A 25,146-nucleotide genomic window follows, 5' to 3' on the forward strand; every position below is an offset into this window, starting at 1 on the left:
ATTAGACATGAAAAATGTAACATTCAAATTCCGAAAAGAATTCCTTCTTGTTTTAGTCGTTCTGTTTGTGTTACCGGTTGCATTGATTGCCGGGACTTCTAGTTCTGAAAACAATCCAACGGACAGACGCATTCAAAATGTTAAACAACAGCATGAAAGATATCAGTCGAGACTTGAAATGGCAGATTCTTTAATTACCACAGGCGATACCATCAGAGAGAGAACTTCTATTGAAATAAGGATAGCTACAGACAGAATGCACGAAAGAGCAAGAGCATATACTCAGGAAAGACGTGAATTGGAGAAATTGATGAGAAATGCAACCCGAGAAGAGTTAACCGAACTGAGACTTCAGTTAAGAAATTTTGATCAGGCCTACCGTCAGGAGTTGAATGCTTATGATGAGTTTATGCGAGAGGTTATTCGCGAATCCGAAATAGGAACCCGAGATTTTGAGCGGGGACGTGAATTAAAGCGTGAAGCAGAAAGAGGGTTACGTGAAGCCACCAGATTGTTGGCAGAATTGCAACAAGAGATTGGGGGCGGTGAAAGTAGAGAGGTTGATGTGGCGACTAATTAATGACTGAAAGGATTTAAAGATGTCTTTCAATTTCTTATGAGACCCAATTAAATTATGATAGAACGAGCTATCTGCTTATGCAGATAGCTTTTTTTATATCTCTCTGGAATTGACGTCCAACTTGATTTATTCTCATTTTATTACCTTTGTACAATAGGGTGCTGTTTTCTGTATTTTAAAATTGAGTTTTTATTTATGGAGGAGAAGAATAAACAAGAAAATATATATGAGGAAGTATCCATCCCTGTTGAGGAGGCTGCGCGATGGGTTATGCGTAATGTAATTCCTTTCTCACTGATTGCTTTGGTTCCTTTTTTTATGGTTTTTGGATTTGGCGTGTTTAGCGGAGTTTCTTTGGTAAGTGTTATCCTATTTATCGTGTTGGTATTGTTTGGCCTGGTTTTTCATGAACTCCTACATGCTTTAGTTTTTGTGATTTTTTCCAGAAATGGAATTCGTAACGTTTCTTTTGGTATTGAACCGAAAACTCGCTCTCCATGGTGTCATTTTAAAGGGGAAATGTCAGTTCTGTTGTATCGTGTAGGGGCATTAACTCCATTTTTTGTTATGGGTTTGTTCCCATTAATTTATGCCTGGTTCAATCAGTCTCCCGGATGGCTCTTTTTTGGATACATTTTTAGTGTAGGAGGTGGTGGCGACTGGGTCTCATTTTTTCTTACACGAAACCTAAAATGGAGTGACAAGATTAAGGATCATCCCTCAAAATTGGGTTTTTATATTGTGAAATCCTCAGAAAGATAAATTGTTACATTTTTTTTGTTGTCTAAAAAAACTTCTTTATTTTTAATTGAGATGCGATTTAATTTGTTTTAGACCATGATTTATCCGCTTTGTGAGTTTTTTTTTAGTTTTTTTTCAACAGTTTAATAAATTTGTTGAGAATGTTAATTATTAAGGGTTTCCATCGGTTATTTAGAATGTGTTTATATAAGATTCGATGGTGTACGCTGTTCATTTTCTTGTACAGCTTCTAGGAATAGTTTATTTTTACGTGTTTGGTTGAAGAAAATCAAGGCAATATATTTATGAGAAATGCTTTACCGGTATCGGTTAAACTGCACATACACTAAAGAGGGTTTACAGGCGATAACATCGTCTGTAAACCCTTTTTTTATATCAATTTTTAACAAAATAAACAATTAAATACTTGCAACAGCGTCAAAAATGAAATGTTATGCAAACAAAAATTCAGGAGTTAACTGAAAAAATTTATAATGAGGGCGTTGAGAAGGCCCGGCAGGAGGCAGAAGCCATCATTAATGAGGCAAAAGAAAAAGCTGCTTCTCTCGAAAAGGATGCCCGAAAAAGTGCTGAATCCATTGTTAAGGAGGCTGAGGAGAAAGCTGAAACACTTAAAAAGCATGTGGAATCTGAACTTAAAATGTCCATTAATCAGGCTGTAGCTGCATTAAAGCAGGATTTGGCATCGCTGGTCACCATGAAAGCTGTTCAACCAGGAGTAAAAGAACTGTTCAATAATATTGACTTTCTTCAGGAGGTGGTTGTACAGATGGTTAAAGGCTGGGCTGAAAAAGAAAGTCTGGATATCAAGGTGGTGTTGTCCGAAAAGAATCAAAAGGAGTTGGAGAAACATTTCAAAAACCAGTTGGCCGATGAATTAAACAAAGGTTTGGAACTTGCATTTTCTGATGGTGTAAAATCCGGATTTAAGGTTGGTCCTGCTGACGGAAGTTATCAAATCAGCTTTAGTGATCAGGATTTTATCAACTTCTTTAAAACCTATTTGCGTCCCAAAACCAGTGAACTTCTTTTTGAGGAGAAGAAATGATGCAAAAAAACTATTATGCTTTAGTGGCCGGACTTCCTGATATTGCACTTGATGATAAAAAAGTGCTTATATCATCGTCCGATATGCGTGAATTGCTCAGAGACGAGGTGAATCAAAAGGACTTTGCTCTGGTGGAATTGATGTTTTTGCCATACGATCATATAAACCTTCTTAATATTTTATTCAAAAAAGAGAAGGATTGGGATGAACGCGGTAACATCTCAAAAGATGTTATGGAGAAATTGCAGGATAGAAAAAGCATTGAAGCAGCTGATCCAGATTTTGTGCCTGCCTACATGATCGAATTTCTTGAAAGGTTTCATGGGGAGGAACTGGTGGAGAACTATCATCAGGCAGAGCAAATGCTCACGGAAGGTTATTTTAATTTCCTTTTGGATAGCTCAAATGAGTTTGTCCGCGAGGTATCTATGTACCAAAAAAATATTGGAAATTTAATGATGACTCTCAACGCCCGCAAGTATAACATGAAGTTTGATGAGCATCTGGTTGGAGATGATGAAGTTACTTCAGCATTAAAAAAGAGCAGAACACGGGACTTCGGGCTCTATAATCAAATAACAGATATCGAGCTGCTGATTCAGATTTTCGAGTCTGAAAATATGGTCGACAGGGAACTAAAATTAGATAACCATAAATGGCAATTTTTAGATGAGATCACGTTCTTCAACTATTTCACCATCGAAAAAGTGCTTGCCTTTTTGCTTAAGTTGTTCATAGTGGAGCGATGGATGAGTCTTGACAGCGAAAAAGGGAAAGAGATGTTTAATCAATTGCTGAAAGATCTTGAATCAGACTTTCAGATTCCGGAAGAATTTACATTAGCATATGGAAAGAAAAAATAAAACCACAGGAAAAGTTGCCGGAATTGTGGCCAACCTGGTGACCGTAAAAGTCGACGGCCCGGTGGCGCAGAATGAGATCTGCTTCATTTACCACAACGATGAGCGGCTCATGGCAGAGGTTATTAAAGTGATAGGCGTTAATGCTTATGTCCAGGTGTTTGAAAGTACCCGTGGCGTTAGAGTAGGCTCTGATGTTGAGTTTGAGGGGCACATGCTTGAAGTAACTTTGGGGCCGGGAATCTTATCCCGCAACTACGACGGTTTGCAGAACGACCTGGATAAAATGGATGGCGTTTTCCTCACAAGGGGTGAATATACCGACCCACTAAACCGAGAAGTAAAATGGGAATTTAAACCATTGGCAAAAGCAGGAGAGACTGTCTCTGCAGGTAGCTGGCTTGGTGAAGTGATGGAAAACAGCATTCCGCACAGAATTATGGTGCCATTTAAAATGGAAAAACGATACGAGGTGAAGTCGGTGGTGGATGAAGGAGAATACACCGTTGATGAAACCATTGCCGTAGTTGTGGATGAGGATGGAAAGGAGATTCCTCTGACCATGGTTCAGAAGTGGCCTGTTAAAATGCCTGTTAAGGTTTATAAACATAAACCTCGTCCTTTTAAATTGCTGGAGACAGGAGTCCGTTGTATTGATACATTGAATCCCATAACTGAAGGAGGTACAGGTTTTATTCCCGGTCCCTTCGGTACCGGAAAAACCGTGTTGCAGCATGCCATCTCAAAACAGGCGGAAGCAGATATCGTGATTATCGCAGCTTGTGGAGAGCGTGCCAACGAGGTTGTGGAAATCTTTACGGAATTTCCCGAACTTGATGACCCACGTACAGGAAGAAAACTGATTGAACGTACAACCATTATTGCAAATACTTCAAACATGCCTGTGGCAGCGCGTGAAGCGTCTGTTTACACAGCCATGACTTTGGCGGAGTATTATCGTACTATGGGATTGAAGGTGTTGCTTATGGCCGACTCAACATCACGATGGGCTCAGGCTTTGCGTGAAATGTCAAACCGTTTGGAAGAACTTCCGGGACCCGATGCTTTCCCAATGGATCTTTCAGCAGTTATTTCCAATTTCTATGCCCGTGCAGGCTTTGTTTATCTTCCAAACGGAGAGACCGGATCCATTACATTCATTGGAACCGTATCACCAGCCGGAGGAAACCTGAAAGAACCAGTTACCGAAAGTACACGTAAGGCTGCGCGTTGTTTCTACGGGCTTTCTCAAGCTCGTGCAGACAGCAAGCGATATCCGGCCATTGATCCTATCGATAGCTACTCAAAATATCTTGAATATCCTGAAGTACAGGAAAACCTGGTAGAAGTGGTAGGGGAAGAGTGGTTGGGCGAAGTACTTAAAGCCAAAGATGTTTTGCTGCGTGGAAAAGAAGCCATGGAGCAGATCAATATTCTGGGTGATGATGGAGTACCCATCTCTTTCCACGACAGATTCTGGAAATCTGAACTGGTGGACTTCGTTATTCTTCAGCAGGATGCTTTTGACTCGATTGATGCTTCAACCCCTATGAAACGCCAAAAATATATGTTGGCAAAAGTGCTTAAGGTGGCCGATTCTGAATTTGAGTTTGCACATTTTGAGGAGGTATCCGGTTTCTTTAAAGAGATCATTAATTTCTTTAAGCAGATGAACTATTCTGAATTTGAATCAGAAGAGTTTAAAAAGCATGAGAACAGGCTGGAAGATCTAATAAAGGAACGGAGAAATTAATTTGTAACCTGAAAATTATTGATAATGGAAAGTCAGGCATTTCAAAAAATATATACCAAACTGAACAACATCACCAAGGCAACTGTAACATTAAAGGCGGCTGATGTAGGCTATGATGAAATAGCCACTGTTCATGGCCGCATGGCACAGGTAGTAAAGTTGATGGGCGATGAGGTAACCTTGCAGGTGTTTTCCGGAACTGAAGGAATTCCTACCAATGCAGAGGTTACATTCATGGGACGCCCACCACAGCTTAAGGTTAGTGATGATTTGGGCGGACGTTTTTTTAACGCCTTTGGAGATCCCATTGATGGCGGTCCCCATGTGGAAGGCGAAGTTCGGGATATCGGTAGCCCTTCGGTAAACCCGGTACGCCGTAAACAGCCTTCGCAGTTAATTGCTACAGGTATTGCCGGTATCGATCTCAATAACAGTCTTGTTTCGGGGCAGAAGATCCCATTCTTTGCCGATCCCGACCAACCTTATAATCAGGTGATGGCAAGTGTGGCATTACGTGCTAAAGCTGATAAAATTATTCTTGGTGGTATGGGATTGACCAACGACGACTACCTCTTTTTTAAAAATATATTTGAAAATGCAGGAGAACTGGATCGCATCGTGAGTTTCGTTAATACCACAGACGATCCGCCGGTGGAGCGTCTTTTGGTGCCGGATATGGCTCTTACAGCAGCAGAATATTTTGCCGTTGATAAAAACGAGAGTGTGTTGGTGCTTCTTACGGATATGACCCTCTTTGCCGATGCATTGAGTATTGTATCCAACCGTATGGATCAAATTCCATCAAAAGATAGTATGCCGGGATCTCTTTACTCTGATTTGGCTCGTATATACGAAAAAGCGGTTCAATTCCCATCGGGAGGATCAATTACGATCATTGCTGTTACAACGCTGTCGGGTGGTGACATTACCCACGCTATTCCAGATAATACAGGTTATATCACGGAGGGTCAGTTGTTCTTGCGTCGCGATACAGACATTGGTAAAGTAATTGTTGACCCATTCCGCTCATTGTCACGATTAAAGCAATTGGTTATCGGAAAACAGACTCGCGAAGATCACCCTCAAGTGATGAATGCAGCTATTCGTCTTTATGCAGATGCAGCCAACGCCCGTACAAAGTTAGAAAATGGTTTCGATCTCACCGATTACGATGAACGTACTCTGGAGTTTGCCAAATCTTATTCAGATAAACTTCTGGCTATTGATGTGAATGTGGATACTGATACCATGCTGAACATCGCATGGGAACTGTTCTCTAAGCATTTCAATAAGGCTGAGGTAGGTGTCAAAGGGGAGTTTACTGAAAAATACTGGCAAAAATAGATGTTTGATAGATTTGTCTAATCATCTTATATCTATTTGTCTGATATCTAGCAGTCTAATGTCTTATAGTCTAAATATCTGTTTTTAAGATGGCAATAAAATTTCAATATAATAAAACATCGCTTCAAATCCTTGACAAGCAGTTGAAGGTGCGTCAGCGAGCTTTACCAACGCTTAAAAACAAGGAGTCGGCGTTGCGAAGCGAGGTAAAGCGCGCCAAAGACATGGCTATCAAACTTGAAAAGGAGCTGGAACAGGAACTTAAGCGCTATGACAACATGGTGAGGCTTTGGGGAGAGTTTGATGCATCGCTTTTAAGGGTTGAGGATGTAAATCTGACGGTAAAGAAAATTGCCGGCGTCCAGACGCCTGTGCTTGATGAGGTAAAGTTTGATATTGCTCCGTATAATCCTTTTAATAAACCGGTTTGGTTTCCCGATGGGATTGACATCCTGAGAAAACTGGCCGAAATTAGCATCAACCGGGAGGTGTGGCTCCGAAAAATGGAACTGCTAGAACATGCTCGGAAGAAAACCACCCAAAAAGTGAACCTGTATGAAAAAGTTCAGATTCCGGGATTTGAGGATGCTATGAGGAAAATCAAACGATTCCTGGAGGATGAGGAGAATTTGTCCAAATCGGCGCAGAAGATTGTCAAAACCCGACAGGAACAGGAGGTGCAGTTATGATAGTACCAATGCTTAAATATTCGTTTCTGGTATATCATGCCGACTATAAATCATTTCTAAAAGATTTGAAACGCCTGGGTGTGTTACACATAGAAACCAAGCGAAAGGAGCCTACATCTGAAATGCAGGAACTTTTTCGTTCACACACCGATCTGACCCGTACCATTGGTCAGATGCGCGACAGGGTTAAAGATAAGCAGGTGGAAGGAGACAAACCGGCTTTGAAGAGTGGGGAAGAGGTGTTGAATCGTATTCGGGAAGTGGAAGGTACACTCGAACAGTTGAATCAACAGGTGGGGCATCTAGATAAAGAAGCCCAGCAGTTATTGCCTTGGGGCGACTTCTCCATTGATCGGGTGAAGGAACTTGAAAATTCCGGAGTTTATTTCCGATTTTTGGTTTGTCGGACAAAACAATACGACCCGGCCTGGGAGGATGAGTTTTTCATTCAGGTAATCAGTGATCAGGGCGATTATCGCTATTTTTTAATGATTGATAAGAGCGTGAATAGAACTGAGGATGCCATTGAACTTCCCGGAGCAGAGGAGTTGCAATTACCCGATAAATCTTTAGGGACAATTCGCAAGGAGCAGGAAGAGATTAAAAAGGAGATAGCGGTTGTCAACTCAGAGTTGGATCTTATTGCCGCACATTGCATGGATGAATTACTTGAGCATGCCAATGTTGTGAAAGGAGACCTGGATGAGAGCAATGCCTGGCATCAAACTGAGAAAGAAGTAGAAGATCAGGTGATGTTAATTGAAGGCTGGGTGCCGAAACCGAAAGTCGAAGAGTTAAACAGTTACCTGGATAAGCAGAACATCCTTTATATCGCTAAAAATAGTCGTGATGACGAAAAGGTGCCTGTTTTGTTGAAAAATAATCGTTTTGCGCGGTTGTTTGAGCCAATTGGCAACATGTATGAGCTGCCAAATAGTAAGGAGTTGGACTTAGTTCCTTTCTTTGCTCCATTTTATATGCTGTTTTTTGGATTTGCGTTGGGCGACGCCGGCTATGGATTGTTGATCATCGCCATTGCCTTTTGGTTGAAATATGCCAAAGTAAAAGATGAAAAATTCAGACGTATTCTTACTCTGGCGCAATGGTTGGGGTTATCCACGGTGGTTTTTGGTGTTTTTACCGGAACTTTCCTAGGAATCAATCTGATGGAGACCGAAGTGGCTTGGCTCGAGAAGTTTAAACAGTATATGATTGACCCCAGTTACATGTTCTATCTGGCACTATCTCTGGGTGTGATTCAGATACTCTTTGCAATGGTGCTGAAGATTATAAATATTTCCATTGCACGCAGTTTTAGATATGCATACAGTACCGTTGGGTGGCTCATATTGCTTATTGGAAGTGGCGTAACCTATCTGCTTAAAATAACAGGAGCATTTGATGAAACAGTTGCATCATACAGTCAGAATGGGGTGCTTATTGGTTCGGGAGCATTGATCTTGTTATTTAATAATCCCAAAAGAAACATTCTAATGAACTTTCTGGCCGGATTATGGGATGTTTACGGAATGCTCACCGGGTTAGTAGGAGATATACTTTCATACATTCGTCTGTTTGCCCTGGGAATTTCCAGCGCCATTCTTGGTTTTGTGTTTAACCAGTTGGCCTTTAGCTTAAAGCCTGATAACATTATTTTAGGCCCTCTTGTGATGGTTCTTGTATTAGTTATAGGGCACAGTATGACCATTTTTATGGCAGGTTTGGGTGCATTTGTCCATCCCATTCGTTTGACATTTGTGGAATTTTATAAAAATGCCGGTTTCACCGGAGGCGGAAAGGCCTATGCGCCTTTTGCCGAAAACAGTGTAGAATAAATAATCGTTGATTTCAAATTAAAACAAAAAAAATGGAACCTATTGTATTAGCTTACATCGGAATCGGTTTAATGGTTGGATTAGCCGGAACAGGAAGTGCATTTGGATGTTCAATTGCCGGAAGTGCTGCTGTTGGAGCATTGAAAAAGAAGCCTGATGGATTGGGTACTTTTCTATTATTAACGGCTTTGCCCGGTAGTCAGGGATTATATGGTTTTGCCGGTTATTTCTTGATGAGTAATTTTTTCGGACTCCTTACTGACCCAACCTGGTTGCAAGGTGCTGCTGTTTTAGGAGCCGGAATGGCTGTTGGAGTAGCTGGTTTGTTCTCTTCTTATGGTCAGGGGACTATTTGTGCCAACGGTATTGCTGCAGTTAGTTCAGGTCATGATGTTGGAGGTAAAACCATCGTTTTGGCTGTATTTCCTGAGCTATATTCAATCATTGCTTTGGCAGCAGCATTCCTTATTGGTCAATCTGTTGCTTAATTTTTGGCCATCAATAAAGTGAAGGAATGTCATAACTTTGATGTTTTTTGAGCATTTTAAAGCTTGACAGTTTAATAATTATGAGTTTATTGAATAGAAGATGTCTTACATGAGAGGTTAACAAAAACGCATAGTGTTGTTGTTTTAGCATTTTTCTCTACGTGTTACCTGTAAAATTTTTGGTTAGCGTTAACTATCTTTATTATCAGACAGTCGCTCTTCTAATTATCAATATTGAGCCTTATAGCCAGACAGCTTTTTTTTAACAAAAAAAATCGCTTTCTGGCTATTTTTATTATATTTGAAAACTGTTTTTGCCCGAATGGTCAAAAACTATTAATCCTTATTTACTTGCCCTTATGTATCATTCTATTATGCTAAAATGCCCTTTCTGTAGTTATGAAGGGACTCCCGTTTTCGAAAAAAGAATCTCTTCAACAGGCTGGGTTCTGTTTGTGGTTCTTTTGTTTTTTTGCCTCCCGTTATTCTGGATTCCTTTTGTGGTTGACGGTACAAAGGAAGAGGTGAGAAAGTGTGCTCGATGTGGCAGCAGACTTGGGTAAACATATAGCGCTTGATAGGGAGGGAATTCTTAGCCAAACAGGAAAAATCATATATTTGCTGATCCTTTTTACCTGCTCAGCTACTTTGTTGTACCCTTTTGTTACTTGTTCAGGTGAATTTGGAATAAGTTGTCTTTTTCGCTCATTGACCGCGGTTCCGTGTCCTACATGCGGTTATTCGCGCGCAGTTTGTCATGCTGTTTCCGGAGATTTGGGTCGAAGTCTTAATTTGAATCCTTTGTGGTTGGTTCTTGTTATTTACCAGATTTTTATGATCTTCATCTCTGTAAAGGCGATTATTAAGAACCGGATGATTACAATCCCTAAAGGGATTGTAATTGCCTTCTTTGTTGTGCTTGGCGTAAATTGGTTGATCATCCTGACTTTGGGGTATGACTTTTGGTGATTATAATTATTGCTACGTCACTATAATTGTTTTGCTAATTCTTAGTCCGTTTCGTCTGGATCATTGCATCACCTAGCGAGAACGTGCAGTTGGGCGCAGTATATTGGTAGAGATGAATTGCGCGCATTTTCCCGTGTCCTGTGGGGAAACCTCATTTGTCATTTTGCCTGAGATTTTATCGGACAGTCTCGATTTTATAAATTAAACAACTTCCTTTTCTAAAAGATCTCATCTATCTTTATTCTTTTGAAAGGAATGTGATTTTATGTCATTACATTAAATAACTATGTTTAAAGTATTATTGTTAGCCATTGCATTAATGGCCGTTGTAGCCGTTTTATTTTCGGTTGGTGTGTTCCTGAAGAAGAAAGGCGGCATGGTAAACACCCATGTTGGAGGTAACAAGGAACTGACTAAGCGAGGGATCAGTTGTGCCACATCTCAGGATAGGGAGGAGAGGAAAAAGAAAAATGGAGCACAGTAGCCGTGAATTCATTTCTAATTTGCCTTAAGCATGTCTTATGATGTGTTTATTCATCCTGGTGCATTCTGAATTATACGAATAGAATAGTTCGATGAATTTTAAATAAACAGAATCTGACTGAATATTTCTATTGTATGAAATAAAACAGGGTTGTCGGAAACGACAACCCTGTTTTGTATATAAATCTTAATCTCCTATTTTTTAAGGATTCTACTCAAAACTACCTCTCCATCAATATTGGTGATTTTTACCAGGTAAATACCACTTGGTAAATCACTTATATTAATGTTGTGATTTGATGAATTTGCAGTTTCAGATCGTACCAATGAACCTGTAATGTTATATAGCTTTATTGAGCTTATAACATCCGGTGAATGAATGGTTAAAACATCCTTTGTCGGGTTGGGTGTTAGACTGTAACCATGAGCCTCAGCGGAGTTTAATCCTGATTCAATCACCTCTTCAAAATCAGCCCAAGCGCGTGGAACCAATTGTATGTCGTCTCTGAATTGCAGAATTACCCCTGTTATATGATATTTCTTGTCAGTAATTTCCATATCAATATAATCGAGATCTGCGTATGCTGTGCGTAATATTAGGCTGTAATCCTCAGCATCAGTCAGAGCATAGCTGGTACCTGCTTCAAAAATAGATTCTTCTGTGTCAATGGTCAGATCTTTGACTATTACAAGCCTGGCTTGATAATCGGAAGTGTCATTGGTTAATGCAGTGATTAAAGTCAGCAGCGAAACTTCCTGAGGAACTATCGTATTCTCATTAGAAGTCGCTGCACCCGGATCGGTAGACGGAACAAACTGAAGCATTCCTTCATAACCTGTTAGCTGTCCGGTTAAACCTGTTATTCCGTCATAAAGATCATAATCACCGGTAATAATACCACTGTTATCATCAATTAAAATGGCGGCCTCACCATCTTTATCCTGAATGTATTTTTGATTACGGTTTGATGTGAAGAAGGTAAATACCACTTCACCTGTAATTCTGTAGTAATCATTGTTACGCTCAACTTTTCTGAGGTCTTCAATAGATGCGACTTCTATTGGGAAGGTAAAGGTGGCAGACGCTACTTCGCTGTCCTCCATTTCGTCTTTCCCTGCGTAAGCCCATATGGTTGTGTTCTCAGATACGAAAATCTCTTCCTCGTAAAGAACCCAATCTCCATCCTCTGTTGTTTTGTACCAAATGGTGGCATCTGTTGTTGACGTCTCAATGGCAACCGGCGTGGGCTCAAAAAGAACTCCTCCGTTTGGAGTTATTGATGGAGTTGCAACAACATTGCTTTCTTCCAGTGCTTCGAAAGCGCCTATGCGCATTCGGTTATTATTGTTTGTATCACCATAAAAAACAACAACAATTTGCTCTGCTGAGAAACTTTGTGCACCATCCTGGAAATAGTATGTGAAAGGATAAAAGTCATCCTCATCCTGAGCCCAATTGGCATCAATTACATCAATCATGGTGAAGTTTTCTCCTCCGTCGAAACTGATATGAATTTCGCGATCGGCTTTGGGAGAATTTCTCCAATCTCTTAGCCAAAGTCTGAAACCTCCCAGTCCGTCAATAGGCAACAGATTTGTGATGGTTAAGTCATCACGGTTTCTTAAAGAATAGTTAGATTCCTCAAATGTAATATCTGTATCACGAATAGAATTTTCAGCCGTAAAGTACCAGCCTCCCTCTTCATAATGTTTTTGTCCGTAGGAGGTCGCACCAGAAACCAAATCCCAGTATTCCGCTACAGAGAACTTTGTCATAAATGGCACAACCATAGGATCCGGGAAGTCGAAATATGCATGGGCAAGAGGACTGTCATTCATTCCCTCTTTTTTAGTTTTGGCCCAAATGTTCGAAGATTCAGTAATGGTAATGGTTCCGGTGTATTCAATCCATTCAGATTCATCTGAATCGGGTGCAGTGAAATTATACCATATGGTACCATCTTCGGTTTCTGTTGTGATGCTTACATCTACGGGTTCGATGAAATAGCCTCCGGCAGGATCAATTGCCGGCATGGCTGCAAGATCATCATTGATGTCAGATTCTTCAAAATCACTTAAAAATCTTGGAATAAAAATGACCAGGTCGTCTTCCTGAAGAATTACACCTGTCAGATTTTGCCATCTGCCCGGGATGGACTCTTCCAGATAATCTTTATCGGGGTATGGGGTGCGCATAGTGAGGGTTTGGCCATGGAAATCGCGCAATTGATAGGCCGCTCCTAGTGCGAACTCTTCTGCCTCGGTAACGATAAGTACATTTTCCAGTTTTATCAATTGACCCTGATAATCGGCTGTATCATTGGTGAATGATGTGTTTAGATCTTCTATGGAAACCGTCTGGGGAGTCATTTCATTGTTTTGCGAGGCAGCATTGCCTGGGTCAACCGCAGGAACAAATTGCATCATTCTGCGGAAACCGGTGATTTGTCCGGTTAGACCTGAAATGCCATCATACAACTCATATTCAGTGGTGATGGTACCACTGCTATCATCAATCAGAAGAGCTTCGCTGCCATCCTTATCCTGAATGTAAACCTGATTCCTGCTATTTTCGGTAAAGTATGTAATGACTACCTCTCCCGCAATGGTGTAGAAATTGTTGTTTCTTTCAGCGTTCCTCAGTTCTGCTATGCTGGCAACTTCAATGGGGAAAAGGTAAGAGGCACTCACCACATCACTGTCTTCCATATCTTCTTTTTCAGCATAAGCCCAGATGGTGGTGTTTTCAGAAACCATGATGGCTCCTTCGTAAAGAATCCAATCCCCCTCTTCCGATGTTTTGTAATAAACATCAGCATCGGCGGTTGATGTGGTGATGGAAACCTCTGTGGGTTCAAATAGGTTGCCTGATGCCGGAGAAAAGGTCGGATTGGCAACTATTTGTGGTGCATCGGGGTCGAAGGCGGTCATTGTAATATCATCAATGTTTAACCGCCTGTTAGCTGTACCTGATTCCGTTGCTCGTTTAATTCGTATTCTTACGTTTCCTTCAATATTTACAGTTTCTGAGAATAGTTGAACGTCATCTGATGATGGCGCAGTAAAGTCACTGCCAATTTGTGTCCAGCTATCTCCTGCATCTGTACTATATTCAACTATCCAGTCAACCTGAGCATCAGTTCCATACCTTCTGTAATAAAAAGAAATTGTACCTAATCCATCCTCCAAGTCTTCAAGCATAGTCATCGAAGAAATGCCATATCCTCTCATCCTGGCTGATCGTTCTCCGTTTTTCCAATCGGCAGGTTCGTTTCCTCCAATTAATGCTTCGGTCATATTCCAATCAATGCCATTGAGGTTTACTGTTCCAGAACCGTAGCTTCCTTTGGTTGCGTCTTCAAAATCTACAACATACTGTCCGTTTAATTGGTTAATCCAAAAAACAGAAAGAAAACTAAGTAGAAAAGATTTGAGTATAAAGTTCTTCATAACAACATGGTTTTTAATATTTGTATTTATTTGACCATAAATTTAGTTTTTAATTTTCGGTTGTTCAAGTTGATCTTAGTCAATTATTTGTTAATTGTAAGCGCGACTTTCTCTGAAGTGAAAAACTAAACCTCAAAGTTTACTAAGTTTTATGCAAAGAGCGCAAAGGCTATAAAACCTTTGCGCTCCTTGTGTGTTCTTCGTGTTCTTTGTGGTTAACTTCTCTTGCAAGAAAATGAGTCTGAATTAACCGTTTAATATTTACTGTTTAACAACTTTCTGCACTGCGATGGTTCCATCTGTATAGGTTAGTTTAACTAAATAAATTCCACCGGGCAAGTTGCTCATGTTCAGTGTAACATCTGTGGCGTTTTTAGCTGAAGAGAGAACCAAACTGCCAACAGCATTGTAAACCTCCACCAATCTGATGGCCTCAGCTGAGTTGATGCTCAGAACATCCTTTACAGGGTTGGGGAAGATGGAAAAGCTACCGGTTTCATTCAAAGGAATGTTGACGGTTGATGATGGGGTTATATCTGCTGCGAATCGAGGAACCAGTCTTAGTACTGCAAATCTTTGGTGAATGACTCCTGTAATATCCTGTGCCGCTGTTGGGATAGCTTCGCCAATAAAATCCAGATCATTGGCATAAACCCTTAAGGATCCAGACCCGGAGTCATCTGAGATACTGTATGTTTCGGGTTCGGCAAAAGTTTCATCCCCGGCAGGATCGATGGTTGCTTTAAGGATTGTAACGAGCATTCCTTGATGAGCAGAGGTTAAGTCCTCTAATGTAACTACTTCAGGCGTAATGCTGTTGTTTACGCTATTCGCTTCAGGAGTGTTTTTAGCGGGTATTAATTGTAGCATATCCTGAAACACGCTAAGTGTTCCAACAATATCTTTAATACCATCATATAGATCGTATTGGGTTGTAATAATTCCTTCATCATCATCTATTAAAACTGCACCGGTTGCGTCTTGAACAAATTTTTGATTGCGGTTGCTTGTGGCGAATGTAAGGAATACTTCACTTGTTAGATGGTAATATGTCCCGTCGGTATTTCCATCACGCAGTTCAGCAATGGAACTGACTTCAATGGGGAATTGGAACGTAGCAGAAGAAACATCACTATCGTCCATGTCTTCCATTTCGGCATAAGCCCAAACGGTGGTGGTTTCAGATATGGTAAAAGCTTCGGTGTATGTTTCCCACTCATCCTCTTCATTGGTTTTATAGAAAACTGTTGCTCCATCAGTAGCACTGCTGATGGTTACTTCTACTTCCTCAAAAAAGTTCCCGCCGTTGGGGGTGAAGGTGGGGGCTGAGACTTTTGTTATTTCTAGTGCTTTGGTATCTAGAACATCATTAAGCACGGATCTTAACTCAAGATGTGCTAATACTGTACCTGCTTCATAAACAAGGGTGAAGTTGCCTTCATCATCAGTTGACGTAGCAGAAATCAAATTACTTGCAGCATCAAACGCTAAAACGACATGTTTTTCAGAATAGTCTGAATGATCAAAAACTATATCATTTTGAGTTATATAAACAGGGTTCGTTATTTCTTGGGCTGCTGGTAGGGCTTGTGTTTGATAGTTTGAGCCATAATTAGGGCCGAGTCTGTCTCTATAAGTCGCCGCAGTGCTAATGTTATTTCCTCTTTCAAACAAAATCCAGAAGGTTGTTGATGAAGAGGGGGTTCCTAGTACAAGTGGTGCATCAGCATAACTGGTGGATGTGATATATCGGCTTGATTCACTATCCCAACATCTATATTGGTTTGAACTGTTAAAGAGCCGATAACGTGCATCATCCCTCTCGTAGTCCGTTAATGTTACCAGAATTGCACTTTTGGAGGTTGGCGTCGAAATGTCTATCTGTGCAGGTCTCATTTCAATTGTAACTGATTGAGAAAAAGATAAGGCAGGAATCAATACAAATAAAATAAGGATGGCTTTTTTGAGTAAAATTCGTTTCATAATTTCATTTTTATATTAAACATTTATAACTGTGATTATTTTCTTTAGATAATAAGTTAAAAATCATATTTGTCTATAGGATTTCTAATCATAATGCAGGCCGGATCTCTATAGCGCTTATGCGTTATGCCAATAGCTGTTTCATAAAAATAACAAAATAACTCTTTATTCCAAATGACAGATGTCGGCTAAAACCTTGAATTAAATCTTTTTGAAACTTGAATCAGCAATAAAAAGACCTTTGCGTCTCCCTGTCTCTGCGTTTATCTTCTTAAAATTACCATCAATAAATCAAATTTTCAATGAATTCATGTAAAGATTTTGTTGCCAGCTCATCTTTATCAATTATTTGCCGGATTCTTTAAGCATCAACTGATAGTTCTCCTCATCAAAGCATACGAAAACGACCTTTTTGATGGCGGGTGTTTGCGAGAGTGTTTGCTTTACCGTATGGTATGCAATTTTCGCTGCATCTTTCTTTGGGTATCCATAAACCCCTGCGCTGATGTTGGGAAAAGCAATGGAGGTGCAGCCATGCTCTTGGGCTAGAAACAAGGAGTTTCGGTAGCAGTTGGCAAGTTTTTCAGGTTCGCTTTGGGTACCACCTTCCCAAACGGGGCCAACGGTATGAATTACATATTTGGCAGGAAGCTTACCGGCTGAGGTAATGACGGCTTCGCCGGTTGGACATTCACCCGATTGAGCGACAATTAGTTTGCACTCATCTAAAATAGTCGAGCCGCCGGCTTTGTGAATGGCTCCATCTACACCACCACCTCCAGTCAGACTGCTTTTGGCTGCATTAACAATGGCATCGCATTTAATTTTGGTGATGTCACCCATCACGATTTCAATGGTTGATTGCATGAGAATGGAGATTTTTGGTAATTCCTATTTACAATAGATAGTTAGTCCCGAATATCTCGGAATTAGATTTAAGACGCAAGTAAGTATCACATAGTCAGCTAATTAAGTGTTGTTGCGGTAGATTCATAAACGTTTGATAATTAGGTAAATAAAAAAGATTAACAACTGTTGTATTTAAAACGAACCTTTAAGTTAGTCTATTTAGTGGCATTAATGAAATAATTCACTGCTTTCCGACTAGGTTTTTACACGATAATAATCGCGTAGCAGATTTCTCGGTTTGCTCGTCTTGGCCTCCTGAAGGTTTTGTCATTTCGGGCAGAGCGAGAAATCTATCTTAATTAGTCGGTCAGTTGTATTTTTATTGCCTTATGTTATAGATTGTCCACCGATGGAACGATCTCGAATTCATTTTTACAACCATGGCTGAACCCCCTGATTTTGTCGAGAAAGAATGTTTTAATCTGTCAGTGTAGAATGAAAGTCTTGATTGTCTATAGTGTAAATAAAACACTATAAACGATTGTGGTTTATCACAGATGTATTATCTTGCAACTCTATCCTTGCCACTTAATCACAAAAACCTGAATGATATGCGAAAGATTACAATTTGTTTATTGTTTTCTGCATTGCTGTTCCATGTTTGGGGGCAGGATGCAAACCGTTTTTTTCCCGAGGATAGATTGTTGATTCCCGGTGCATTTTATTATCCCGAGCACTGGCCTGAACATCAGTGGGAGAGAGATTTTGAGAAGATGGCCGAGATGGGTTTTGAGTTTGTGCACATGGCAGAGTTTGCCTGGGCATTTCTGGAGCCAAGTGAGGGTGTTTATGATTTTGATTGGCTTGACCGAGCCATTGAACTGGCTGCGAAAAACGGTCTTAAAGTCATGCTCTGTACTCCCACTGCAACCATTCCTGTTTGGATGGGCATTAAATATCCCGATGTTTATCTCATGAATAACCAGTATCGGCGGGCTGAGCATGGATCCAGACAGAACAACTCCTTAGTAAGTGCTAAATACATTGAATTGTCGGAGAAAATCATCCGTGAAATGGGCAGGCGTTATGGAGATAACCCGCACGTATGGGGCTGGCAGCTTGACAATGAACCTTATGCCAAGGACGATTACAGTCCTGCAGCGCAAGAAGCTTTTCGTCAATGGCTGAAGGATCGTTATGAAACCATCGATGCACTTAATTATGCATGGGGAACTGCGTTTTGGAGTATTACCTACAGCAGTTTTGATGAGGTGCGGATTCATAATACAGCATCCATTGACTGGTGGGGGAATAATCCGCATGCAGTTTTGGATTTCAGAAGGTTTACAGCGTGGGTACAAGCCAACGATCTCGATCGGCAGGCCTTGATCTTACGGGAGTATATTAATCCCAATCAGTTTATCACAACCAACTACGTGGCTGTACCTGGCAATGCCGACCCCCGTTTAACCCGGAATCTTGATTTTATCTCTTATACTTCATACCCGAATAATGGCAGTCCCAATTTGGGAGAAAATGGATTCAGGTTGGGCAATCATACTTCCTTAATGCTGGCCAACGATTATTTCAGACCTATTAACGGAGTTACCGGAGTTCTGGAAATTCAACCTGGGCAGGTAAATTGGGCCAACTCAAACTCCATGTTGATGCCGGGAACGGTTCATATGTGGTTGTATCATTGTTTTGGTGCCGGCTCCAGATTGGCCAGTTCATATCGTTTCAGGCAAAAAATATATGGCGTTGAGCAATATCACGATGGCATGTTGAGAACAGACGGTGTTACTCCTTCTCAGGGAGGAGAGGAGTACATCAGGTTTATAGAAGAAGTTAAGATGCTTGAGGGTATGGATGTTAATGCTGAAATGCCGAAAGATTATGCAGCGAAAGCGACGGCAATTTTATGGAGTCACGATAATATGTGGGATCATAATCGTCAGCCCCAAAATCATCGATGGAACATCTGGGATCATACCCTTAAGTATCATCAGATTCTCAAATCTATTGATGCCCCCGTAGATTACGTTTCAGAAACCTGCGATTGGAAACGCTATCCAACATTGATAGTTCCTGCCTATCAGGCGGTAGATTCTGCCTTGATTGAAAAACTTTCGAATTACGCATACCAGGGTGGAAACCTTATTGTTACATGTCGTACAGCCAAGAAAAATCGGTTTGGACATTTCTGGGAAGCTGGCTGGAGTGCCCCAATTTACGACCTTATTGGGGCAGAAATATCCGGTTATGATATGTTACCTGGCTATCGCCACGCAACTGTGGAGATGAATGGCAATAAGTATCAGTGGAATGTGTGGGGTGAGTTATTAAACCCTTATAAAGAAGAGTATGCAATAGCCAGGTACGCCGACCAGTTCTATGCAGGTAAAAGCGCTGTTACCCATCGTGTAGCCGGAAGTGGAACTGTTACTTACATTGGAGTGGATACTGAATCGGGCGAATTGGAAAAAGAGCTGATACGTTCGCTATTTGAAAAACGAGGCTTGCCTGTATCTGACCTTCCGCAGGGAGTATTCTCATACTGGAGAGATGGATTTCGAGTGGCAGTAAATTATAGTTCTGAAACTTTTGAAATGCCACTGCCTGAGAATGCGAAAATCATAATCGGGGAGAGAAAACTAGCATCTCCTGGTGTTTTGGTTTGGATTGAGTAAGAAGATTTAGTTGAATTTTTTGGTGGCGGCCAACGAATATAATCACTTTGAAAGCAAAGCCAGAAAAGATTTATCTTTTCTGGCTTTGTGGTTGTACATGGTTTGATTATCTGGTTTTTAATTTAAAGCTTCTTCATTTTTAATCTCAGGCTGTTACTAACCACCGATACCGAACTCAACGCCATGGCTGCACCGGCTACCATCGGGTCTAGCAGAAATCCTGTAAATGGATAGAGTAGGCCGGCTGCCACCGGAATGGCAATGACATTATAAATAAATGCCCAAAAGAGATTCTCCTTAATGGTTTTTACTGTATGTTTTGAGAGTTGAATGGCTTTTGGAATCTGTTCCAGATCCGACGACATCAACGTGATTTTTGCCACGTCCATAGCTATATCGGTGCCTTGCCCCATGGCAATGCTTACGTCTGCCAAAGCCAAAGCCTCGCTGTCGTTAATGCCATCGCCCACCATGGCCACTTTTTTCCCTTTTTGGCGAAGTTCTTTTACAAAATCTCCTTTTTGTGATGGAAGAACTTCTGCTTTGAAATGTTCAATTCCGGCTCTTTGAGCAATTACTTTTGCTGTTTCATGGTTGTCGCCGGTGAGCATATAAACTTCAATGCCGCTGGCATGAAGTTTCTCAACGGCTTTGGCCGAAGTGGGCTTTATCTCGTCGGTAATGGCTATAACAGCCATTACCTGCATGCTGTTTGCAAAGTAAATCACAGTTTTGGCTTCATCGTGAAATTGCTCAATCTGTTGTTCCCAATCAGGAGAAAGTTCGATATTATTTTCATCCATCAATAGGCGGTTTCCCACAAGCCACTTTTGATCATCTACGATGGCCTTCGCTCCCCTTCCCGTAATGCTTGAGAAGTTCGAAATTGTAACATCTACTGTTTGTGAGTTTTGCAGAGACTTGCAGACGGCCTCTGCCAGAGGATGTTCCGATTGCGATTCTATGGCCAACAGGATGGAGCGGAGTTTTGATTCTTCTTCCGGTTTCCAAATCTCATCGGTGACTTCAGGTTTGCCAATGGTTATGGTTCCTGTTTTGTCCAACACTACTGTGTCGATGTTGTGAGCCAACTCCAAACTTTCTGCATCTTTAATCAGAATGCCGTTTTCGGCCCCTTTGCCCACTCCAACCATGATGGCCGTTGGTGTGGCAAGCCCCAAAGCACACGGACAGGCAATGATCAACACCGTAATAAAAGCGAGCAATGCCTGAGTAAAGGCATTTTGTTCTGACAGAAAAATCCATGCAATGAAACTGATGAGTGCAATGACGATGACCACCGGCACAAAAACAGAAGCAATTTTATCCACCAGTTTTTGCACAGGCGCTTTGCTGGCCTGTGCTTTCTGTACCATCTCAATGATTTGCGAAAGCATGGTCTCTTTGCCAACTTTTTGGGCCACAATTCTCAAACTTCCTTTTTGGTTTACCGTGCCGGCAAGAACCTGGTCGCCCTTCTGTTTCTCCACAGGAATAGGTTCTCCCGAAATCATGCTTTCATCGACAAAGGATTCGCCAAAAATCACTTTTGCATCCACAGGAATTTTATCACCGGGGCGCACCAGAAGAATTTCTCCTTTGCTGATTTCGGAGATATCAGCAATCTGTGTTTTTCCGTTTTTATCAATTTTAATCACCTGTTTTGGCTGCAGTCCCATCAGTTTCCGGATGGCCGATGAGGTGTTTGATTTGGCCTTCTCTTCAAGAAAGCGCCCAACTAAAATAAAGGCGACGATCACTGCAGCGGCTTCAAACCACACGTGTGCATGAAGTCCCTGGTGGTGCCAAAACTGCGGATAAACGGTGTTGAAAACACTGAAAATGTAGGCAATACCTGTACTCAGAGCTACCAGAGTGTCCATATTGGCCGTGAAATGTCGTGCCTGTTTCCATCCATTTATGAAAAACTGCCGGCCAAATACCATCAAAACAGGAGTCGTTAACGCCCACATGATATAATTGGCATAAGGTATGTTCATGAAGAACATACCTATGACCATCACCGGCATGGAAAATGCGATGGCCCACCACATATTTTTACGCGCTTTATTGTGAGCCTCCTTATAGATGTCTTCCTGCTCAACGGATTCATCAATGAGAATATCGTAACCAATTGAATTAAGAGCTTCCTTAAAATCGGCGGGTGAAACAATTGCATCGTCATATTCAATATGTGCCGATGCATCTGCAAAATTTACCGAAGCACTATTTACGCCATTTTGTTTATTGAGTGTTTTTTCGGCATTGATGGCGCACGAGGCACAGGAAAGTCCTGTGATGGCATATCTTTTATTGGTAACTGAAGATTGGGTTTTCATTGTACTGTCTTTTTATTGTTGTTATTAACAACAAAATTGCAAAAACATGGGGGGAGACGTGTTATACTTTTTCGTAAATGATTTACAATATTTACAGATAGTCCAGAGAATTTCTTTTTTTCTCTTTTATTTTTTTAAAATGCGATGGAGTTAATCCTGTCATTTTTTTGAACTGACTGCTGAGATACGCCACGCTGGAATAGTTTAGTTTATCAGCAATCTGACTTAGACTAAGTTCATCATATACCAATAACTCCTTTGCCTTTTCAATTTTTTGCGTGATGTAGAACTTCTCAATTGGTTTTCCTTCGGTTTCGCTAAATATGTTGCTGATGTAGTTGTAGTCGTAATTTACCAGATTTGTGAGATATGCGGAAAGGTTGATGTTCGGAGCTTCTTCAGAATGGTGAATAAGTTTGATGATGGATGTTTTTATCTTTTCTATGATTTGTGCCTTTCTATTCCCGATTAAGTTAAAACCCAATGGTTTTAACTTGCTTTCAATGAGTTTTATCTGTTCAGGATTTAGTTCTTCCATAATCTCAACCTCACCCAGTTCAGTTTTTATTACATGAAAGCCGGAATCCTTAACCAGATTTTCAATCACCAGAATACAACGGTTGCAAACCATGTTTTTAATATACAACTTCATATATTTTGTTTAAAAAATAACAATCAAATTACTGATGGGTTGTTAAATGTTTTCAATTTTTATACATTTATTTCATTTTAATAGTTTGTTGAGCTTTTTTATTTACCTAATTATCAAACGTTTATGAATTTGCTGCAATGATATCTAATTAGCTGATAATAATAAGCTTACTTGTGTTTAATATCTAATAATCTATAAGTCTAACGATCTATTGTAATTTATTAAAAATAAATATAATGATTCTGACTCGCTTCTGTCTTGTTTTAATGGTGTTAAGTTTGGTTTCCTGTGCCGTAGAGAAGCCAATTGACCGTTACAGCCTTGTTAACCGACATAATATTGAGCATTCAGATCCTGATATTTTTAACAGCCTGACCATTGGTAATGGTGGATTTGCTTTTACAGTGGATATTACCGGTTTACAAACTTTTCCGGATAAATATGAGGCTGGTGTACCATTGGGAACGTTCTCTGATTGGGGGTGGCACTCATTTCCCAATGCCGGAAATTATTCTTTTTCTGATGTAACTCGCTACTATCAGGTTGGCGACGATTCCATCCCCTATTTTTATCAGTTTGAAGACGGAGAGGATAACCGTGAAAACAGAGCCACGGCCTGGTTGAGGGAGAGCCCACATCGGATTCATTTAGGAATCATTGGCCTTGAATTGACAAAATCAGATGGCAGTCCGGTTTCGCCGGAAGATATTGTTAACCCGCAACAGAAACTGAACTTGTGGACTGGTGAAATATCCAGCAAATTCTACTTCGATGGCGTGCCGGTGGAAGTTATTACCATGTGCGATCAAAAGGTAGATCGTGTTGCTGTGAAGATAAACTCTCCTTTAATTAAGACGGGTCAATTGGCAGTTAATTTCCGTTTTTCATATCCGCGTTCAGAAAAATTTAACTCTGGTAACGACTTTTCGAGACCTAAGGATCATTCTACGACATTGCGATGGGAGGGGGATGAAAAAGTTTTATTTACAAGAGAACTGGGTGAAATCGTTTATCATACATCCCTCCAATGGGAAGGTGCGGCATCAATCAACAAAAAAGAGGATCATTACTTTGTGCTTCGACCGGATAAAAATAGCAATACACTTACTTTTGGTGCATTATTTTCAGAAGAGCAAAGCGACATTATGTTTGATTTTAATGACGTAAGGTGCACTAATCGTCAGGCCTGGAGTGAGTTTTGGAACATTGGTGGCGCTGTGGATTTTTCCGGTTCAAAAGATGAAAGAGCTTTTGAACTGGAGCGGCGGGTGATTCTTTCTCAGTATTTAACCAAAATTCAATGCACCGGATCATATCCGCCGCAAGAGACTGGTCTTACCTACAACAGCTGGCATGGAAAGTTTCACCTGGAAATGCATTGGTGGCATGGCATTCACTTTATTCTTTGGGGACGAGAGGATTTAATTCTTCAACAGCTTGATTTTTATTATGATATCAAGGATAAGGCACGTGAAATGGCTCAATTGCAAGGATATGAGGGTGTGCGTTGGCAAAAGATGACAGATCCTTCAGGATTAGAAAGTCCCAGTTCCATAGGTGTATTCCTTATTTGGCAACAACCCCATATCATCTATTTTGCCGACCTTTTATATCGTTCGATGGGAAATGATTCTTCTGTAGTTGAGAGGTTCATTCCTTTGGTTATGGAAACGGCGGAATTTATGGCCAGTTATGCGCGATACGACACAGCCAGAGATGAATATTTACTAGGGCCAGCGTTAATTCCTGCTCAGGAGAGATTTACTCCTGAGATAACCATTAATCCTGCATTTGAACTGGCTTATTGGCATTGGGGATTGGAAACAGCGCAACGGTGGCGCGAAAAAAGCGGGCTTGAGCGAAATCCGCAATGGCAGGATGTGATTGATAAATTGTCCCCTCTCCCGATGAAGGACGGACTTTATCTTTTTACCGAGTCTGCTCCCGATTCATATTCAAATGAAAACTACCTGACCGACCATCCGATGGTGTTGGGGCTTTTAGGAATTTTACCAGAAACACCCATGGTTGATCATGATTATTTAAACAATACTTTAGATGCCATTATGGAAAAATGGCACTGGGAGACTTGTTGGGGATGGGATTTTCCAATGGCTGCGATGAATGCCGCCAAATTGGGACGACAGCATTTGGCGGTGGATTTGTTATTAATGGAAACACAAAAGAACACCTATCTTCTTAATGGGCATAACTATCAGGATGATGACCTTTCATTGTATTTGCCGGGAAATGGGGGATTGCTTACCGCTGTTGCCATGATGTGTACCATGCAAAACACAAAGGCTAAATCCGGATTTCCTAACGATGGTACATGGAAGGTGAGGTATGAAGGTCTTAAGCCACTTCATTAA

General features: G+C 40.8%; 19 protein-coding genes. 14 read left to right on the top strand and 5 right to left on the bottom strand.

The window, feature by feature from the left end; all coding sequences use genetic code 11:
- Window positions 1–7: 7 nt before the first annotated feature.
- The 12 genes from EV194_RS04375 to EV194_RS04430 all read left to right on the top strand — a co-directional run bounded on the left by EV194_RS04375 (window position 8) and on the right by EV194_RS04430 (window position 10,812).
- Window positions 8–580, top strand: a complete 573-nt coding sequence (locus tag EV194_RS04375; RefSeq protein WP_132432497.1) for a hypothetical protein — start codon at window positions 8–10, stop codon at window positions 578–580.
- 195 nt (window positions 581–775) lie between these two features.
- Window positions 776–1,342 (top strand): DUF3267 domain-containing protein, encoded by a 567-nt coding sequence (locus EV194_RS04380; RefSeq protein WP_132432499.1) that lies wholly within the window; start codon window positions 776–778, stop codon window positions 1,340–1,342.
- A 433-nt stretch (window positions 1,343–1,775) separates the two neighbouring features.
- On the top strand, window positions 1,776–2,390 hold the full coding sequence (locus tag EV194_RS04385; protein WP_132432501.1) for a V-type ATP synthase subunit E: 615 nt from the start codon (window positions 1,776–1,778) through the stop codon (window positions 2,388–2,390).
- Window positions 2,387–3,253, top strand: coding sequence for a DUF2764 family protein (locus EV194_RS04390; RefSeq protein WP_243699328.1), 867 nt, complete (start codon window positions 2,387–2,389; stop codon window positions 3,251–3,253). Before EV194_RS04385 ends, EV194_RS04390 begins: the two co-directional genes overlap by 4 nt.
- The gene (locus tag EV194_RS04395; protein WP_132432503.1) at window positions 3,237–5,003 is read left to right on the top strand and encodes a V-type ATP synthase subunit A; all 1,767 of its coding nucleotides are present in this window, start codon (window positions 3,237–3,239) and stop codon (window positions 5,001–5,003) included. Before EV194_RS04390 ends, EV194_RS04395 begins: the two co-directional genes overlap by 17 nt.
- A 24-nt stretch (window positions 5,004–5,027) precedes the next feature.
- Window positions 5,028–6,347: a V-type ATP synthase subunit B gene (locus EV194_RS04400; RefSeq protein WP_132432505.1), complete on the top strand. Its 1,320-nt coding sequence runs from the start codon at window positions 5,028–5,030 to the stop codon at window positions 6,345–6,347.
- Window positions 6,348–6,436: 89 nt separating this feature from the next.
- Entirely contained in the window at window positions 6,437–7,036 is a 600-nt protein-coding gene (locus EV194_RS04405; protein WP_132432507.1) for a V-type ATP synthase subunit D, read from the top strand.
- 8 nt (window positions 7,037–7,044) lie between these two features.
- Entirely contained in the window at window positions 7,045–8,871 is a 1,827-nt protein-coding gene (locus tag EV194_RS04410) for a V-type ATP synthase subunit I (RefSeq protein WP_243699329.1), read from the top strand.
- 32 nt (window positions 8,872–8,903) lie between these two features.
- Window positions 8,904–9,359, top strand: coding sequence for a V-type ATP synthase subunit K (locus EV194_RS04415; RefSeq protein ID WP_079556250.1), 456 nt, complete (start codon window positions 8,904–8,906; stop codon window positions 9,357–9,359).
- Between the two features lie 374 nt (window positions 9,360–9,733).
- Window positions 9,734–9,922, top strand: coding sequence for an LITAF-like zinc ribbon domain-containing protein (locus EV194_RS17195; RefSeq protein WP_207915907.1), 189 nt, complete (start codon window positions 9,734–9,736; stop codon window positions 9,920–9,922).
- A complete protein-coding gene (locus EV194_RS04425; protein ID WP_165921799.1) occupies window positions 9,903–10,328 on the top strand; it encodes a DUF2752 domain-containing protein in 426 nt (141 codons plus the stop codon). Before EV194_RS17195 ends, EV194_RS04425 begins: the two co-directional genes overlap by 20 nt.
- Before the next feature lie 286 nt (window positions 10,329–10,614).
- Window positions 10,615–10,812: a hypothetical protein gene (locus tag EV194_RS04430; RefSeq protein ID WP_132432515.1), complete on the top strand. Its 198-nt coding sequence runs from the start codon at window positions 10,615–10,617 to the stop codon at window positions 10,810–10,812.
- Between the two features lie 194 nt (window positions 10,813–11,006).
- Here EV194_RS04430 and EV194_RS04435 read toward each other — a convergent pair whose 3' ends face one another.
- The 3 genes from EV194_RS04435 to EV194_RS04445 all read right to left on the bottom strand — a co-directional run bounded on the left by EV194_RS04435 (window position 11,007) and on the right by EV194_RS04445 (window position 17,111).
- Complete coding sequence (locus tag EV194_RS04435) at window positions 11,007–14,261, bottom strand: chitobiase/beta-hexosaminidase C-terminal domain-containing protein (RefSeq protein WP_132432517.1); 3,255 nt, start codon at window positions 14,259–14,261, stop codon at window positions 11,007–11,009.
- A 261-nt stretch (window positions 14,262–14,522) separates the two neighbouring features.
- Window positions 14,523–16,244 (bottom strand): T9SS type A sorting domain-containing protein, encoded by a 1,722-nt coding sequence (locus EV194_RS04440; protein ID WP_132432519.1) that lies wholly within the window; start codon window positions 16,242–16,244, stop codon window positions 14,523–14,525.
- 345 nt (window positions 16,245–16,589) lie between these two features.
- Complete coding sequence (locus tag EV194_RS04445; RefSeq protein WP_132432521.1) at window positions 16,590–17,111, bottom strand: O-acetyl-ADP-ribose deacetylase; 522 nt, start codon at window positions 17,109–17,111, stop codon at window positions 16,590–16,592.
- 593 nt (window positions 17,112–17,704) lie between these two features.
- Between EV194_RS04445 and EV194_RS04450 the strand changes: the two genes are divergently transcribed.
- On the top strand, window positions 17,705–19,783 hold the full coding sequence (locus EV194_RS04450) for a beta-galactosidase (RefSeq protein ID WP_132432523.1): 2,079 nt from the start codon (window positions 17,705–17,707) through the stop codon (window positions 19,781–19,783).
- A gap of 122 nt (window positions 19,784–19,905) precedes the next feature.
- Here the strand turns inward: EV194_RS04450 and EV194_RS04455 are convergent, their stop codons facing one another.
- Window positions 19,906–22,122 carry a heavy metal translocating P-type ATPase gene (locus EV194_RS04455; RefSeq protein ID WP_132432525.1) on the bottom strand — a complete coding sequence of 739 codons (2,217 nt, stop codon included), beginning with the start codon at window positions 22,120–22,122 and terminating at the stop codon, window positions 19,906–19,908.
- Between the two features lie 91 nt (window positions 22,123–22,213).
- A complete protein-coding gene (locus EV194_RS04460) occupies window positions 22,214–22,774 on the bottom strand; it encodes a helix-turn-helix domain-containing protein (RefSeq protein WP_132432527.1) in 561 nt (186 codons plus the stop codon).
- A gap of 236 nt (window positions 22,775–23,010) precedes the next feature.
- On the opposite strand from EV194_RS04460, the gene EV194_RS04465 reads away from it, so the two are divergent.
- A complete protein-coding gene (locus EV194_RS04465) occupies window positions 23,011–25,146 on the top strand; it encodes a hypothetical protein (RefSeq protein ID WP_132432529.1) in 2,136 nt (711 codons plus the stop codon).

The organism is Natronoflexus pectinivorans, from assembly GCF_004345615.1.
In the GTDB taxonomy this organism is placed as follows: Bacteria; Bacteroidota; Bacteroidia; order Bacteroidales; family Marinilabiliaceae; genus Natronoflexus; species Natronoflexus pectinivorans.